Consider the following 14,457-nt stretch of genomic DNA (forward strand, 5'->3'; position numbering starts at 1 on the left):
CAGTTTAGCACATACTCCGTTAGAGACAAATATATAGCCCAGGGATATTTTCCACTGGGCTATATATTTGTATATCAATTTGTTAGTTGTTATTGTAGGTGTGTTTGCAGATAGTGTTTTAGGGGTAATGGGCCAAAAAATCGTCTAAGATAGCAGAATTAAAAACGGCTTAAATTTTCTGTTTCCTTTGTACCATATTGTAACATTATACATATTTGCACGTTAAATAGTGTTAAATAGTGTTAAATACTGTTAAGCGCTACACCGCGATAAGGCAGATATTTATCTGGGGGATACCTATAGTTTATTTATGACAACAACAGCTGTACCTGACGCCAGCCCGTTATGGCGCAATAAAATCCCAGGATGGTTAAGACAACCGGCAGTTATTGCCGCCCTATATTTTGTTGCCACCATTATATTATACATACAGGCGGTTACTACGGGCCGCTATAATAATTTCATCATTTTCCGTACGTCTTTTTACCATCTCGTACACGGGCTGCCGTTATACCAGCTGTACCCGGCGGAATATTATGATTATTTCCTGTATCATCCATCGTTTCCGGTGTTATTTGCGCCTTTTGCGTTATTGCCACAGGAGGTGGGGCTATTGGGTTGGTTGTTGGCCAGTACAGCCATTTTCCTCTATATGGTCCGGCAGCTGCCATTTGCGGACAATATTAAATACGTCATTGCCTGGTTCCTGCTCATTGAGCTGAGTAACGCCATACAATCCGAACAAACCAACCCTGCTATGGCGGCATTAATGGTGCTGACGGTAGTAAGCCTGCACCGGCAGCAGTCAATGCGCGCCGCGCTGTTCGCAGCCTTGTGTTTTTTCATAAAGGGGTATGGAGCTATTACAGGCCTGGCATTCCTGTTCTTTCCGCGGAAAGGAGCATTTATCGGTTGGGGCCTGGTATGGACCATAGCTGGTTCCGCACTCCCGCTGCTGTTCATTTCCCCGCAGCTGCTCTGGCAGCATTATGTTGATTGGTTCCAGCTGCTGACAAGCTCCACCATTAAGGAGGATGGCTCTCTGCTCGGGATGTTGCATGTGATGCTCGGGCTTCAACCAGCTGTTATTGAGCTATTCGACAAGATCGCATTATTGATAGCCGTAGCGCTGTTGCTGCATGTATTGATCTGTGGACTGGTAAAGCGCGTGCAGGGGTATCCCTGGATGCTGTTGGCTTACCTGTTGATATGGATCGTGGTCTTTAATCAAAGCACGGAATCTCCCACCTATATTATGGCCGTTACCGGTGTAGCTATTGGATGCTATGCTATGCCGTTACCCCAGGGATGGCGCAAGGGCCTGTTATGGTTTACGTTAGTGGTAGTGTCCCTTTCACCGACAGACCTGGTACCGAAGTTTATTAATCAATATGCCATTGCCTGGCATATCAAAGCATTGCCTTGTACAGTTGCATTGCTTTTTTTACAGGCAAGCATAGGGGGATGGAGAAAATCCAGCGTTACTTTCTACAATACATAACATAACCGCTTATATGTCTGTACAACCTTTATTAACTCCCGCCGCAGTTAATATAAGGGTAGGGAAGGTATTGACCGAAACGACCGGTCTTGATCTTATTCTGCCCTGCTGCAATCCCCCCGAAAACTGGGTGGGAACATTGCTACAACATTATGAAGAAGTGAAGCGCATGCTGGCGCCAGCGCCGATACAGCTTATACTGGTGAATGATGGATCTACACGTAACTTTGGAGCGCAGCATATTGCGCAGCTCCAGTCGGCTGTGCCGGACATTATCATTGTCAGCTACCCGGTGAACTGCGGGAAGGGGCATGCCGTACGGGAAGGCTCAAAGAGGACCCGTTTTGACCTCCAGATATATACAGACCTGGATTTCCCTTTTGGTGTGGCCGTTATAAAAAGGGTATACGAACAGCTACTGACGGGAACAGATGTTGTGGCAGGAGAGAGGGGGGCTGCTTACCTGAAGCTGTTGCCCACCAGGCGGAAGGTCATCACACAGATAAGCCGGTATATGAACCGTTTCCTGCTGGGGCTGAAGATAAACGATGCGCAGGCTGGTCTGAAAGGTTTTAACCGGCAGGGACGCCGCGTATTGCTGTCTACCCGTATAGACGGGTTTTTGTATGATAGTGAATTTATTTACAAGGCAGGGCAGGACCCGCTGATTACCATGGAATCACTGGATATTATCTGTCGTCCCGGCATCAGCTTTTCTTCCTTCAGGTTGAAGGTACTGCTGCGGGAGTTGCGGAACTATCTGAGTATCTTAAAAATGAGTTATGAGTAAGGTGAACAGGCTATTGATAAGCGTAGATGTGGAGGAATTTGATATTCCTTTGGAATTTGGGGGGCAGGTGCCGCTGCAAGAGCAAATGTCTGTTTCCCATGATGGCCTGATGAGGGTGTTGGACCTGTTTGAGCAGTACCAGGTACGGGCTACATTTTTTGTAACAGCTTACTGGGCGCAGCAGTACCCCGAGCTGATTCGCCAGTTGGCGGCCCGGCATGAAATAGCATCACACACCTACTACCATAGCCAATTCGAGCCGGAGCACCTGGAAAGCTCCCGGCTGGCATTGCAGGAAATAACGGGCATGCCCGTATATGGTTTCCGTATGCCGCGCCTCAAGCCTGTTAGCACAACAGCATTAAAAAATGCAGGCTACCTGTATGACGCTTCCCTGAACCCTACCTGGCTGCCGGGACGTTATAATAACTGGGATAAGCCAAGAACGCCGTTCCTGAAGAACGACCTCTGGGTAATGCCCTCCTCCGTGTCACCGCTGTGCCGTTATCCTGTTTTCTGGCTAAGCATTAAGAACATGCCTGGTTTTGTTACCCGGCATTTCAGCAACACAATTCTGCGAAAGGATCGTATGCTGGCCTGCTACTTCCATCCGTGGGAATTGGCTGACCTTAGCGGCTATACACTGCCAGGCTATATCCGCCGTGTTTCCGGCAGCAAAATGCAACAGCGGTTAAATGGCTTTCTGCAGTACCTGCAGCAGAAAGGGGAGTTCTGCACACATATTGAATGGCTCAAAGAGAATAGTAATCATTTAATTGAAGGGTCGTCTTTGTTAGTGTAAGACGGAAGCTTCCTGACTTTTTATATGAAATAAGATCTGCCTGTTAAGTCCTCCTTTATATAAAGGAACTTTGAAAAAAGGGCGTATTATGTTTTTCAGTTCAATGTAGATATACGATTTCAATATCTGGCTAAAGGTATAGCCCCTGCAGAGGTAAACTTCCTTCTCAGCGTTCAGGTAATCGAATGTGTGAAGATTATATGAATTGACATGCTCTTCATGTAAAGGCGCTTTCTCCTCATACGGAACAGCAATGTACAGGTCTTTACATTTACGCAGCAGTCTTTTAACAAAATCTTTATCATCAGACAAATGTTCCAATACATTGGACATAACGATTACATCTACTGAAGGGATACTATCGACATCTTCGGTCAGAAATGTGGCGATGTTCCCAAACTTTTGATTGCAAATATTTATGGCTGACGTTGAAATATCGATGCCAATAAACTGAGCGTTAGGATAGCGTTCTTTATAAATGGGTATTGCATCCCCTAATGCACAGCCAAAATCAAGAATAGTTCCGTGGAAATCGGTATCCATCTTTAATCTTTTTACTATTTCATAGGCAAAGAGCTTCGTTTGATTTTCTCCCGAATTTGCCCGCCATGACTTCCCGTTAGTTGAGCTAAACCTATCATCCCAATATTCCTTTGAATTAATATTATCGATATTCGATAGATCCTGTATCATATATGTTATTTTAGTCTCAGTGGTTCGGATACGTGCATAAAAAAGAAGCATGTTCTTTCCCTGGATTGGATGCCCAACTGGGCAGTTTCATTGACAATACACCATGGCCGCTGCCTTCAGCTTCATATCGGCGTTAATAATAGGATAACACTGCCAGTGCTCTTTTTGTTTTGCAGGTATAATCTTTGCTGCTCTTTTTAAAGTAACACATGTGGCCATCAGCTCACATACTTTGCGTGCTCATCTTAATAAGATAATTCATATACAGTATTTCGCATGATAGGGGTAAAGTATCTAACCCAAGGGGATACCCGTTTACGTGTTTCGCGTCTTACGAAACCATATTTTGACCATATTTTGGTTCATAATTAAGCGCTCATATACCAGCCACCGTTTACATTAAATGTCTGTCCGGTGATATATCCATTTGTTGCAAGCAGCAGTACAACAGAAGTCGCTTCAAGGGTATGGGAATAATGCTTTTTTGATAGTATTTTAACAAGGAATTACACAAGGTTATGAAAGGTAAGCATCTGCCATGTTTACTATGGCTGGGTAGTTGGCTGCTGGTTGTTGTTTCCGTCTTTATGCCGTTCAAAGCCCAGGCCGGTAATGATACTCTTCACCTGTTCAGCGCAGGTGAGGGTGGCTATCATACATACCGTATTCCGGCTATTGTAACAACGGTAAAGGGTACTTTGCTAGCTTTCTGTGAAGGAAGAAAGGATGGTCCTCATGATGCGGGTAATATTGACATTGTACTTAAGCGGTCGACGGATGGAGGACGTACATGGAGTAAGGTAATGGTGATATGGAGCGATAGCACCAATACCTGCGGAAATCCTTGTCCGGTGGTGGATGGCGTAACAGGCGCAATCTGGCTTTTAATGACACACAACCTGGGTTCCGACAAGGAGGGAGATCTTATCCGTAGAACGGCACAATCCTCGCGTACTGTATGGGCGGCTAAAAGCGAAGATGATGGTCTCGGTTGGTCTGTCCCCGTCAATGTCACGAATAGTGCGAAAGACACTTCCTGGGGATGGTATGCTACCGGCCCGGGTATAGGCATACAGGTGCAGTACGGACCGTATAAGGGGCGGTTGATCGTTCCCTGCGACCATGGCTATGCTGATGCTAATGGCAGGCTCAAAGGAGGCTATGAGTACGGCGCGCATGTCATTTACAGCGATGACCATGGTGTTACCTGGCAGAAAGGTGGTGTAATACGACCGAAAGTGAATGAATGCCAGGTGACTGAACTGGCCGATGGCAAAGGGGGCTTATTGATGAACATGCGTTCTTATTTTGGCCATGGATGTCGGACACATGCTGTGAGTCACGACGGAGGTGGTAACTGGTCAGCCCCTGAAGATGTATCCGGGCTGGAGGACCCTGTTTGCCAGGCAAGTATCATCCGTTATACATGGCCTGTTAAGAAACATGCGGGTTGCCTGTTGTTCCTGAATCCCGCCAGTAAGAATAAGCGGGATAACATGACGCTGAAGGCCAGCACCGATGAGGGGCGTATGTGGCGACAGGTACAGCTGCTTTATGCGGGGCCTTCTGCTTACTCTTGTATGGCCCTGCTGCCGCATGGCGAGGTGGTCTGTCTGTATGAAGCAGGTGAGCGGGAGCCTTATGAGGTGATCGTCTTACAACGAATAGATAAAAAGACAATCACCCGGATAGTCAAGAACAGGGGATGATCTTAGTGGAGCCGCCACGCGGTTTAAAAAATCTTTACCCCATCACTTTGTATCTTCATCAAAATTTTGCATATGATTATACAAGCCTTGTTACAGGAGTTTGAGCATGAAGTGACCAGCACCAGGAAACTATTGCAGGCAGTGCCCGCAAAGGACATTGACTTTAAACCTTCGCCTATTTCGTGGACAATGGGTCAACTGGCACAGCATATTGCAACTATTTACTACTGGTATGTCGGTGCGCTCACTAAAGATGTTTATGATATGGCGTCTGATCGTTTGGAGCGTGGTGATCCAGCCGATATCCAGGCAACGCTTGCCTTGTTCGAAGCGAATGTTGAGAAGGCAAGGGCCGCGTTGAAAACAGTGACGGAGGAAAGTCTGCAAACACAATGGACGATGAAAGTAGGCGAACGTACCGTGTTGGGGCCGCTTCCCCGTGGTGGTGTTTTAAGGGGCTTTCTCTTTAATCATATCTATCACCATCGCGGTGAAATGATGGTTTATCTACGCGCGACGGGAAATGTTGTTCCGGGCATGTATGGTCCGACGTATGAGCAGGAGCAAGCCATGAGAAATGCTGTCAAATAAGTTTGGGTATAATAAAAATGCTCCGTTGTAACGGAGCATTTTTATGAATTGTAACGTTACGCTTGCCGTGTCGTGTTTGTACGCGGAAGCTAGTCAGAGTTTAGCAATCACAAAGGGTTTCTCCACGGGAGCAGGTAGGGCAGGAGGTCTCAGCGAGGGAGGTTAAACAGATGCGGTCTCCTTTTAGTGCGTCCTCTCTTAATTTGCTGAGATTTGCAATCTTCACCTTTTTCAGTTGGAGTTTTTTCTGAGTTGTGACTTTTTTCATAAAACGTAATATTTGAATGATCCTCTCCTGTCTTCAGCTTGGGATGCTATGCCATGGAGTGGTAGTTCAGCATATATAATAAAAGATCCAGTGAATATCTTCCACAGCAACCCCTTTGGGTATTGTGGTCTTTTGTTTATTACAGGTGATGTATATGGTGAAGGAGTTTAATACCAGGATAACAGCAAATGGATTTTGTCTCCATAGGGTTAAGCATTTGAGGGTTAAGGAATTAGTTGCCTTACTAATTTATTGATTTTTTTTCAATGTTGAAAATTCTATTTATAAACAAAGCCTGCATCCGGAAATATGGCCTCCTGTAAAGGGGTATAATTACCTGTTCCGTTTTTTGGCGATAGTGACACGCGGTAGAAAAAGGTACACCATCGTTCCTGAAAGAAGTATGTGCAATCGCAATCATTTTGTATTTTCCGCAGTATAAGTTATCGTTTAAAAATGAAGTGTTATTTTAACAACCTATTATTGCTGATCGGCCTTTTATGCGTTTGGCCTTTTGATACTATGAAAGGGCAGGCCAATACCAGTGCTTTTATCTCCGGCGACTTTGCTGATCCATCCATCATTAAAGTAAAGAAGAAATATTATGCTGTGGGTACTTCTTCTGAATGGGCACCGCATTTTCCTATCTATACGTCCGGCAATCTACGTGACTGGAAACAGGTAGGCTATGTGTTTGACAAAGCGCCTGAATGGACTTCCGGCTCATTCTGGGCGCCTGAATATTATTTCCACAACAACACTTATTACATTTACTATACAGCCCGGCGGAAGGCAGATAACGTTTCCTGCATAGGCGTTGCTACTTCAAAATATCCTGACAGAGGATTCAAAGATCAGGGCGTTATTATCAGCTTTGGTAAGGAAGCGATTGACGGATTTGTGTATAATGATAACGGTCAATTGTATATCACTTTTAAAGCTTATGGGCTTGATAAGCGACCAATCGAAATTCTGGGTAGCAGGTTGTCAGCTGATGGCTTGAAGCTGGAAGGCGAGGTATTCTCTCTTTTGAAAGATACTAACCGTATGGGAATGGAAGGACAAAGCATTTTGCATAAAGACGGTTTCTACTATTTATTCTATTCCGCCGGTGATTGCTGTGGTGGAGGTTGCAGCTACAATGTGCGTGTAGCCAGGTCAAAGGAGTTTAAAGGTCCTTATGAGGAATATAGCCAGAATCCTGTATTACAGACAAACGAACGCTGGAAGTGTCCGGGTCATGGAACATTTGTGAAGAAGGACGATGGAAAGTACATGTATATTTATCACGCTTATAATAAGCAGAACAATGTGTTTACCGGTCGTGAAGGAATGCTGGCAGAATTGGTATGGGGAAATAATGATGCCTGGCCTTCTTTTATAAGTCAGCAGACAGATAATCGTTCAACCGGCAATATAACTGCCTCTTTTGAGGGACAGAAGATAGCGCTTTACTGGCAATGGGATTTCCGCAATGCAACGCCTGTCATACGTCAGGAGAAAGGAAAGCTCCATCTGTCGGGAACAAGTAAAGAGGGAAATAACACAGGTGTCGTATTAACGGTTCGCCCGGTAAGCAACCATTTTGATATGACCACTACGGTTGCAAATAGTAATGCAGCGCTTAAAGGACTGGCCTTTTATGGCGATGCGAATGCAGCGATTGGGGTAGGTGCCGTGAATGATAAGGTGGAATTCTGGATGGTGAAAGATAATAATAGAACTGTATTAGCTACGCAGGGGATAGAGGCGGGTGTGCCTGTTCAGTTAAAATTCACAATGAAGCCAGACCTGACCTGCGAAGTGTTTTACAGGCAGACGGGGAATGACTGGCAGCAAATAGCTCCTGAGATAAAACAAGATGTGAGCTTTTTGCCACAGTGGGATAGGAGTCCGCGGGCGGGTTTGCATTTTAAAGGGGATTCAAACCTGGAAGCAGCTTTCTCTGGCTTTGAGATGGTGAACCGATAATTAGTGATCGTAAGCTTTGATATTGATAACTAAGCATTGATAAACGAACCATTCACATAAAGTGCAGGTGTGATGTTATGTTATAATTATTGTATATATCGTCGTATAAAAATGAGACATGAATCTTAGAACATCTATACTCTTATTTATTCCCCTATTATCTGGCTGTTCAGCTGGGGTTAAAACTGATATCAAATCCGTCAGCAAAACAGTCACCACTACTGAGTATTTAGTTTTAAATGAAGACTTTGCGAGGCTTGACACTATACACAAACAAAGAACGATTGAAAAATATGACAGCAATAATAACGTGCTGGAGGAGATGGATTTCCTTGGAAAGGACCTGACCTGTATAGGCGGATATATTTATAAATATAATGATGATGGGAAAAAGGTGGAAGAATATTCTGTAAACAAGGAAAATGAAGTTGTTTGTAAGGAAATCTTTTCATATTCAAATAATGCATGTGAAAAGATTAGAATTTTTGCTGATGGTAAGAGAACACGGAGTGGAAGTAGTTATTATGATGCCAAAGGAAATCAAGTGAAACAAATCCATTATTATCAGGATAGCACTATCATGATGGAAACTTATTATAAATATAATTCAGCAAAACAGGAAATAGAACAGGGAGGAACCTTAGATGGCAAGCCCAAGTCCATCAGATTTAGGAAATATGACAGCAACGCTAACATATCCGAGCAAAGGACCGTTGATAAAAACGGTAATGAGTCTATTGAGAAATTTGCCTATGAGGGGTTTGATAATAAAGGTAATTGGACAGTCCGCAAAAGTACTATAGATAATATACCACATTCAGTCACAATGCAAAGCATTGAGTATAAGTAATGCGCTGCACTACTCCTGCGAAATGAGCAACGAACAACTAAATATGGCTTTAGAGGAGGAAAAGAAGTTCAAAAGAGACACAATAGGAATAATAGTGATGAACAATCGAAGAGCATTGTAACGTATGATGACGAATTCCGGGCATAGTCTATGCTGACCTTAGATATTAACTACAAGTTTGCCTGTAGTAGCACCACTTTCAATTGCTTTATAAGCAGCCTCTGCTTCCCCGAGTGCCAACGTTCTTTTGTCCAGCAACGGTTTCAGTTGACCATTCTCTGCAAGTCTTGCCGCCTCCCGTAGGATATCTCCGTGATGTTTCATCCCTTTGCCTGTGAGCATGGGCAGCAGCGTAAATACGCCGGAATAAGTAGCTCCTCTGAAAGAGAGTGGCGCCAGACTGTGGCTTCCCCAGCCCAATGCACTTACAACATGACCGGTATAGTTACGTACGGCTTCGAATGATTTGTCAAGTGTTTCGCCGCCAACAGTATCAAAGACGATATCAAATCCTTCTCCGGCGGTATATTTTTCAACATAATCCTTTACAGACAGACTATTATAATCTATGGGTGTAGCGCCCAGACTTTCTATTACCTGCAATGACTTGCTGCTGCCGGTAGCGAACACAGATGCACCAAATGAACGTGCCAGCTGTATCGCCACATGTCCGATACCACCAGCGCCGCCATGGATCAGTACACGCTGATCTGCTTTCACATTCGCCCGGTCAACGAGGCCTTCCCAGGCAGTAATAAATACCAGTGGTAAAGCTGCCGCTTCCCGCATACTGAGATTAGCCGGTTTGAGCGCCAGCAGGTCGGCATCTACCGCAGCATATTCCGCCAGTGTACCTTGCCTGCCACCGATACCACCAGCCATACCATATACTTCATCGCCAGTTTTGAATGAGGTCACTCCTTCGCCGGTACTTACGACCACTCCCGCAAGGTCGAGTCCCAGTATAGCTGGTACCAGCTGTTTCGCATGCTTTCCCTCACCACGTTTGATTTTCGTATCCAGGGGATTAATGCCACTGGCAGCAATCCTTACAAGCACCTGCCCTTTCGCTGGAGCGGGAACAGGTAATTCCTTCAGTTTGAACGCCTCTCCATAGTTCTCGAGTACCATTGCTTTCATATAATTGTTTGTTTGTGCTGTTTGCATTGTTGAAAATTTAATAGCAAAATTGTACAATTCAGGAATCTCATTTGGGGTATTAATTTGCTATAAAGGTGTATTTTTATGCCATGGTGAAGGCACATTTATACGAACCCTTCGAGATAGCGCTTTCGGAACCGATGGATGAATGTCCGAGGCCGATCCATTCTCATAGTTTTTTTGAGCTGATATATATCGTTTCCGGAAAGGGAAGGCACTTTGTCAATGAATCCAGTTTTCATTACTCACCTGGTCATTTATTCCTTATTACCCCCGGGGATTCACATCACTTTGACATACAAAAACAGACAACATTGCTGTTTGTTCGTTTTAATGAATCCTATATCGGTTCTTCCAAATTACAGGAGCGCTCCCGTCAGGGTATTGCCTACATATTAAAAAATGCGAACCACGACTCAGAGAGTCTGCTGAATAGTAAGGGCGATCAGATAGTGGCAAAGTCGATCATGGAAGCCATCATCAGAGAGCATAGTGAGCGTGATTTTTATCACCAGGAGTTATTGCTGCAGTTTATCGACACTATTCTTATGCTGATCGTTCGCAATATCACGACCCGCTTACCAGAGAAAGTAAATGAAAACACAGATGAAAAGGCGTTGGAAATTCTGCAATACGTTCAGGCAAATATCGCAGCTCCCGAAAAGATAAGGGCTAAAGTGATCAGTAAGCAATTCGGTATATCCGAAAATTATCTTGGGCGGTATTTTAAGAAACAGACCAATGAAACACTGCAGGAATATATCATACGCTATAAGTTGCGCATGGCTGAAAGTCGATTATTGCATAGTAATATGCGACTAAATGAAATTGCAGACAGTCTGGGCTTCACAGATAAAAGCCATCTGAACCGGCTGTTTAAAAAGTATAATGGCGTCAGCCCTGCACAGTATAGGAAGCAGCAGCAGATATAGCGTCGGCATCGTATGTAAAAGGACACTTTGATGTAGATATTTTTGGAGCAATAAAAAGACGCGATGAGAATCGCGTCTATATGAACCAGCGTAAAATGTTTTCAGGCTGGAAGACTATGCCTGTATTAGCTCAATATTCATATCCAGCTTCACCTCTTCACCGATTATCAGATTACCAGCCTCTGTTAGCATACTCCATGTCAGGCCGAAGTCTTTTCTATTGATTTTTCCGTTCAGCTCAAATCCTGCCCTTGTGTCGCCGAAACGTCCTTGTCCTACACCTGTGAAATCTGCTTCCAGGCTGACTTCCTTTGTGACATTACGAATGGTCAGGTTGCCGCTAAGTTTATTGCCAATCAGCCTGCCCTTGAAGCTGATGGTCGGAAATCGTTGCACGTCAAAGAATAGTTCAGAGCGAAGATGTGCGTCACGTTCGGCATTGTTGGTATTAAAACTGTCAGTCTGAATCTCAAAATCTACTGTTGCACCCTCAAAGTTATCTGGAGATAAGCTATAAGCCTGGCCTTCAAAGTGCAGGAATGCTCCGGAAACATTGGCAATTGCCATATGTCTTATCTTGAATCCTACGGATGAGTGTCCGGCATCAACTTTCCATGTTGCTTTAGTTTGGTCTTTCATACTACTGCTTTTGTTTAGAAGATGAAGCAAAAGTACTTCGGTCGCTGTATCCCGCTAATAAAGCAGATTAGTATAAAGAACGAAAGAAATTAATCCAGGTTAAGTCGTTTTTCGGGAAAGGTGCTTTCTTATCTTACTTAAAAATTCCGGAGTGATGCCAAGATAGGAGGCAATATACTTCTGAGGCAGGTATTGCTCAATACCCGGAAAGGTTTCCTGCAATTTTAGATAACGCTGTTCTGCCGGAATGGAGTGACTTTCAACAAAGCGCATTTGCTGCCGCATCAGGGCTGTCTGAAATAGATTACGGAAATACCGCTCAAACTTCAGATACTTGTCCAATAATTGATGCTGCATTAACCTGGGCAATAACAACAGTTCCCCATCACTCAGCCCCTTTGTGGTTAAGGGCGTAACAGGTTCTGAACTTAAACTGTACAGATCTCCCGACCACCAGCCTGGTGCTGCAAAACGGATCACATGATCGGCTCCTTCTGTGTCAGTATAATAGGTGAGCGTATATCCTTTATTTACAAATGCCAGATAACGGGCTGGGTCGCCACTTTGCACGATGGTTTCTCCCTGTTTAAAAGGTCTTGCAATTAAACCGGACTCCAGGAAGGCGATTTCTTCTGATGTAGGTTCAATGAATTGTCTCATATGAGTTAGCAGTAACTGAATATTCATGGCTATGGTTAAAGCAAGGCAATCTTGGGTCTAAAATACACAAGGAACTGCAGAAATGGTTGCCGGAACCAATAATAATATAAAACAGCGGTGGAATTGTATAACAATTAGTTCGGAATTACCGTTATTTTTGTGCCACTACCGACGCTACCTTTCTCCAGGAAGCAAAGGTCACTTTGATGAAAAGGAATATGTTCATACGACGCCTGAAGGCAACACTGCTATTAACTGTATTTTTGCTGAATACGGTTGTGGGTGTTGCATGTGCAGTAGGGCTGGATATGGGCTTCAATTCCACCCATCATCATGAGCATAAGGAAACGGCCACCACTGAAGGAAAAGGCGTACATCATCATGCTGAAAGCAGTCATCATCACCATCATCAGAAGAAACAGAAGGATAACTGTTGCAATGATAATGTGATGAAATTTGTCCAGACAGACAAATCGCTGTCTCCTATCCTGGATTTTAGCAGCCATCCGACATACTGCATTCTATTCATTTCCACATTCCACAATATTGATGTATGGGTTTCATCACGGGTAAAGGCAGATAACAGGTATTTTGCCAGGAGTTATCATCCTCCCATACCAGACATTCGCATAGCCATACAGAGTTTTCAGATTTGATTGAATGTTTTTACAAGGTATACAGGGTATTGCCCTGGAGCATACATATTTTTAAAAACATCGGCAGGCGTATATTCTTCCTTACAGGGAGGGCCCTGCTGTTAATCAATTCATAAACGAAAGAAATCGATCAATGAAACACATCATTCTAATGGCCGCCGCCAGTACAATATTTTTTGCAGCCTGTAACAACGGTAACAATGAGTCAAAAACAGGTAGTGATACTACGCAATCAACCCAGGCCTCTGCCAGTAACACACCTGCAACAGCAGATAATCAGCAATCAGCGTCTTCTATTAAAGGGATTGTTAGCAGTTACCTCGAAATGAAAAATGCATTGGCGGGTGATAATGACAAAGGTACAGCTGCTGCCGGTGATGCGATGGTTACAGCATTTCAGCAGTTTGATAAATCATCACTCACTGCAGAACAAAAGAAGAATTATGAAGATATAGAGAGTGATGCTAAGGAGCATGCGGAGCATATTGGAAAGAATGCCGGCAATATCAAACATCAACGTGAACACTTTGATATGCTGAGTAAAGATATGTATGAACTTGTGAAGACGTTCGGTGGGGGACAACATCTCTATTATGATCATTGCCCGATGTACAACAATGGAAAAGGTGCTGACTGGATCAGTGAAACAAAGGAAATTGCCAACCCCTATTTAGGGAAGGAAATGCCAACCTGTGGTACAGTAAAGGAAGAACTAAAATAGAGCAACATGCGTCAAACAAAGAAATGGCTGTTAATGCTATTCGTTGCTTTCGCTGTTATTCAGTTTATACAACCTGCCCGCAATACAAGCGGGCAGGTGTTACAGACAGATATCACAAACGTGTACCCGGTCCCTGCCAGGGTGCAGGCGATTTTACAATCTGCCTGTTATGACTGTCATAGCAATGATACCCGATATCCCTGGTATTCCTACATACAACCTGCCGGCTGGTGGTTGGCACATCATATCAGCGAAGGGAAGGAGGAGCTTAATTTTAGTGATTTCGGATCTTACTCGTCCAAAAGGAGGATTAACAAACTTCGGGCAATCGAAAACAGCGTTAATGATGGTACTATGCCTTTATCATCTTATACCTTATTGCACAAGGATGCGCGGCTGACAGGAGAGAAGAGGCAACTGATAACAGCATGGATAGGGAAACTCACGGACAGTCTTGCTACAGCGAATTAAACGGCTATATTCATTATGGGCGTATCAGAACAGTAGTCCTGG

The 14,457-nt window shown here is 44.1% G+C and carries 16 protein-coding genes; 11 read left to right on the top strand and 5 right to left on the bottom strand.

Annotation, left to right across the window (positions count from 1 at the left end; all coding sequences use genetic code 11):
- The first annotated feature begins 310 nt into the window (after positions 1-310).
- From CLV42_RS13510 to CLV42_RS13520, 3 genes are read left to right on the top strand one after another with little or no spacing between them, the layout of a single operon-like run.
- Positions 311-1,501: a glycosyltransferase family 87 protein gene (locus CLV42_RS13510; RefSeq protein WP_106602433.1), complete on the top strand. Its 1,191-nt coding sequence runs from the start codon at positions 311-313 to the stop codon at positions 1,499-1,501.
- 13 nt (positions 1,502-1,514) lie between these two features.
- Positions 1,515-2,291 (top strand): glycosyltransferase, encoded by a 777-nt coding sequence (locus tag CLV42_RS13515; protein WP_106602434.1) that lies wholly within the window; start codon positions 1,515-1,517, stop codon positions 2,289-2,291.
- Positions 2,284-3,093, top strand: coding sequence for a polysaccharide deacetylase family protein (locus tag CLV42_RS13520; RefSeq protein ID WP_106602435.1), 810 nt, complete (start codon positions 2,284-2,286; stop codon positions 3,091-3,093). The genes CLV42_RS13515 and CLV42_RS13520 overlap by 8 nt, the downstream gene beginning before the upstream one ends.
- Here the strand turns inward: CLV42_RS13520 and CLV42_RS13525 are convergent.
- Entirely contained in the window at positions 3,085-3,786 is a 702-nt protein-coding gene (locus CLV42_RS13525) for a class I SAM-dependent methyltransferase (protein WP_170117497.1), read from the bottom strand. The genes CLV42_RS13520 and CLV42_RS13525 overlap by 9 nt on opposite strands.
- Before the next feature lie 518 nt (positions 3,787-4,304).
- Here CLV42_RS13525 and CLV42_RS13530 point away from each other — a divergent pair.
- Together CLV42_RS13530 and CLV42_RS13535 are read left to right on the top strand one after the other, a co-directional pair.
- Positions 4,305-5,495, top strand: a complete 1,191-nt coding sequence (locus tag CLV42_RS13530; protein WP_170117498.1) for a sialidase family protein — start codon at positions 4,305-4,307, stop codon at positions 5,493-5,495.
- A 72-nt stretch (positions 5,496-5,567) separates the two neighbouring features.
- On the top strand, positions 5,568-6,086 hold the full coding sequence (locus CLV42_RS13535; protein ID WP_106602437.1) for a DinB family protein: 519 nt from the start codon (positions 5,568-5,570) through the stop codon (positions 6,084-6,086).
- 100 nt (positions 6,087-6,186) lie between these two features.
- Here CLV42_RS13535 and CLV42_RS33910 read toward each other — a convergent pair whose 3' ends face one another.
- Positions 6,187-6,354 carry a hypothetical protein gene (locus tag CLV42_RS33910; RefSeq protein ID WP_170117499.1) on the bottom strand — a complete coding sequence of 56 codons (168 nt, stop codon included), beginning with the start codon at positions 6,352-6,354 and terminating at the stop codon, positions 6,187-6,189.
- A 456-nt stretch (positions 6,355-6,810) separates the two neighbouring features.
- Between CLV42_RS33910 and CLV42_RS13540 the strand changes: the two genes are divergently transcribed.
- Both CLV42_RS13540 and CLV42_RS13545 read left to right on the top strand, forming a co-directional pair.
- Positions 6,811-8,325: a family 43 glycosylhydrolase gene (locus CLV42_RS13540; RefSeq protein WP_106602438.1), complete on the top strand. Its 1,515-nt coding sequence runs from the start codon at positions 6,811-6,813 to the stop codon at positions 8,323-8,325.
- Positions 8,326-8,443: 118 nt separating this feature from the next.
- Complete coding sequence (locus CLV42_RS13545; RefSeq protein ID WP_106602439.1) at positions 8,444-9,175, top strand: hypothetical protein; 732 nt, start codon at positions 8,444-8,446, stop codon at positions 9,173-9,175.
- Between the two features lie 159 nt (positions 9,176-9,334).
- Here CLV42_RS13545 and CLV42_RS13550 read toward each other — a convergent pair whose 3' ends face one another.
- On the bottom strand, positions 9,335-10,342 hold the full coding sequence (locus CLV42_RS13550; protein ID WP_245901644.1) for a zinc-dependent alcohol dehydrogenase family protein: 1,008 nt from the start codon (positions 10,340-10,342) through the stop codon (positions 9,335-9,337).
- Between the two features lie 83 nt (positions 10,343-10,425).
- Here CLV42_RS13550 and CLV42_RS13555 point away from each other — a divergent pair, with 83 nt between their 5' ends.
- On the top strand, positions 10,426-11,268 hold the full coding sequence (locus CLV42_RS13555; protein WP_106602440.1) for a helix-turn-helix domain-containing protein: 843 nt from the start codon (positions 10,426-10,428) through the stop codon (positions 11,266-11,268).
- Positions 11,269-11,382: 114 nt separating this feature from the next.
- Here CLV42_RS13555 and CLV42_RS13560 read toward each other — a convergent pair whose 3' ends face one another.
- Together CLV42_RS13560 and CLV42_RS13565 are read right to left on the bottom strand one after the other, a co-directional pair.
- Positions 11,383-11,907 (bottom strand): YceI family protein, encoded by a 525-nt coding sequence (locus tag CLV42_RS13560; protein WP_106602441.1) that lies wholly within the window; start codon positions 11,905-11,907, stop codon positions 11,383-11,385.
- A 99-nt stretch (positions 11,908-12,006) separates the two neighbouring features.
- On the bottom strand, positions 12,007-12,567 hold the full coding sequence (locus CLV42_RS13565) for a Crp/Fnr family transcriptional regulator (RefSeq protein WP_170117500.1): 561 nt from the start codon (positions 12,565-12,567) through the stop codon (positions 12,007-12,009).
- Positions 12,568-12,773: 206 nt separating this feature from the next.
- Between CLV42_RS13565 and CLV42_RS13570 the strand changes: the two genes are divergently transcribed.
- The 3 genes from CLV42_RS13570 to CLV42_RS13580 all read left to right on the top strand — a co-directional run bounded on the left by CLV42_RS13570 (position 12,774) and on the right by CLV42_RS13580 (position 14,415).
- Positions 12,774-13,223, top strand: a complete 450-nt coding sequence (locus tag CLV42_RS13570; protein WP_146154381.1) for a hypothetical protein — start codon at positions 12,774-12,776, stop codon at positions 13,221-13,223.
- Between the two features lie 133 nt (positions 13,224-13,356).
- Positions 13,357-13,944: a DUF3347 domain-containing protein gene (locus CLV42_RS13575; protein WP_106602444.1), complete on the top strand. Its 588-nt coding sequence runs from the start codon at positions 13,357-13,359 to the stop codon at positions 13,942-13,944.
- 6 nt (positions 13,945-13,950) lie between these two features.
- Positions 13,951-14,415: a heme-binding domain-containing protein gene (locus tag CLV42_RS13580; RefSeq protein ID WP_106602445.1), complete on the top strand. Its 465-nt coding sequence runs from the start codon at positions 13,951-13,953 to the stop codon at positions 14,413-14,415.
- Positions 14,416-14,457: the final 42 nt, after the last annotated feature.

Source organism: Chitinophaga ginsengisoli (genome assembly GCF_003014595.1).
GTDB lineage: Bacteria > Bacteroidota > Bacteroidia > Chitinophagales > Chitinophagaceae > Chitinophaga > Chitinophaga ginsengisoli.

Bases quoted from the DNA above. Each gene is read 5' to 3' on its own strand.
- CLV42_RS13510 (WP_106602433.1), top strand. From the start codon at position 311: ATGACAACAACAGCTGTACCTGACGCCAGCCCGTTATGGCGCAATAAA.
- CLV42_RS13515 (WP_106602434.1), top strand. From the start codon at position 1,515: ATGTCTGTACAACCTTTATTAACTCCCGCCGCAGTTAATATAAGGGTA.
- CLV42_RS13520 (WP_106602435.1), top strand. From the start codon at position 2,284: ATGAGTAAGGTGAACAGGCTATTGATAAGCGTAGATGTGGAGGAATTT.
- CLV42_RS13525 (WP_170117497.1), bottom strand. From the start codon at position 3,786: ATGATACAGGATCTATCGAATATCGATAATATTAATTCAAAGGAATAT.
- CLV42_RS13530 (WP_170117498.1), top strand. From the start codon at position 4,305: ATGAAAGGTAAGCATCTGCCATGTTTACTATGGCTGGGTAGTTGGCTG.
- CLV42_RS13535 (WP_106602437.1), top strand. From the start codon at position 5,568: ATGATTATACAAGCCTTGTTACAGGAGTTTGAGCATGAAGTGACCAGC.
- CLV42_RS33910 (WP_170117499.1), bottom strand. From the start codon at position 6,354: ATGAAAAAAGTCACAACTCAGAAAAAACTCCAACTGAAAAAGGTGAAG.
- CLV42_RS13540 (WP_106602438.1), top strand. From the start codon at position 6,811: ATGAAGTGTTATTTTAACAACCTATTATTGCTGATCGGCCTTTTATGC.
- CLV42_RS13545 (WP_106602439.1), top strand. From the start codon at position 8,444: ATGAATCTTAGAACATCTATACTCTTATTTATTCCCCTATTATCTGGC.
- CLV42_RS13550 (WP_245901644.1), bottom strand. From the start codon at position 10,342: ATGCAAACAGCACAAACAAACAATTATATGAAAGCAATGGTACTCGAG.
- CLV42_RS13555 (WP_106602440.1), top strand. From the start codon at position 10,426: ATGGTGAAGGCACATTTATACGAACCCTTCGAGATAGCGCTTTCGGAA.
- CLV42_RS13560 (WP_106602441.1), bottom strand. From the start codon at position 11,907: ATGAAAGACCAAACTAAAGCAACATGGAAAGTTGATGCCGGACACTCA.
- CLV42_RS13565 (WP_170117500.1), bottom strand. From the start codon at position 12,567: ATGAGACAATTCATTGAACCTACATCAGAAGAAATCGCCTTCCTGGAG.
- CLV42_RS13570 (WP_146154381.1), top strand. From the start codon at position 12,774: ATGAAAAGGAATATGTTCATACGACGCCTGAAGGCAACACTGCTATTA.
- CLV42_RS13575 (WP_106602444.1), top strand. From the start codon at position 13,357: ATGAAACACATCATTCTAATGGCCGCCGCCAGTACAATATTTTTTGCA.
- CLV42_RS13580 (WP_106602445.1), top strand. From the start codon at position 13,951: ATGCGTCAAACAAAGAAATGGCTGTTAATGCTATTCGTTGCTTTCGCT.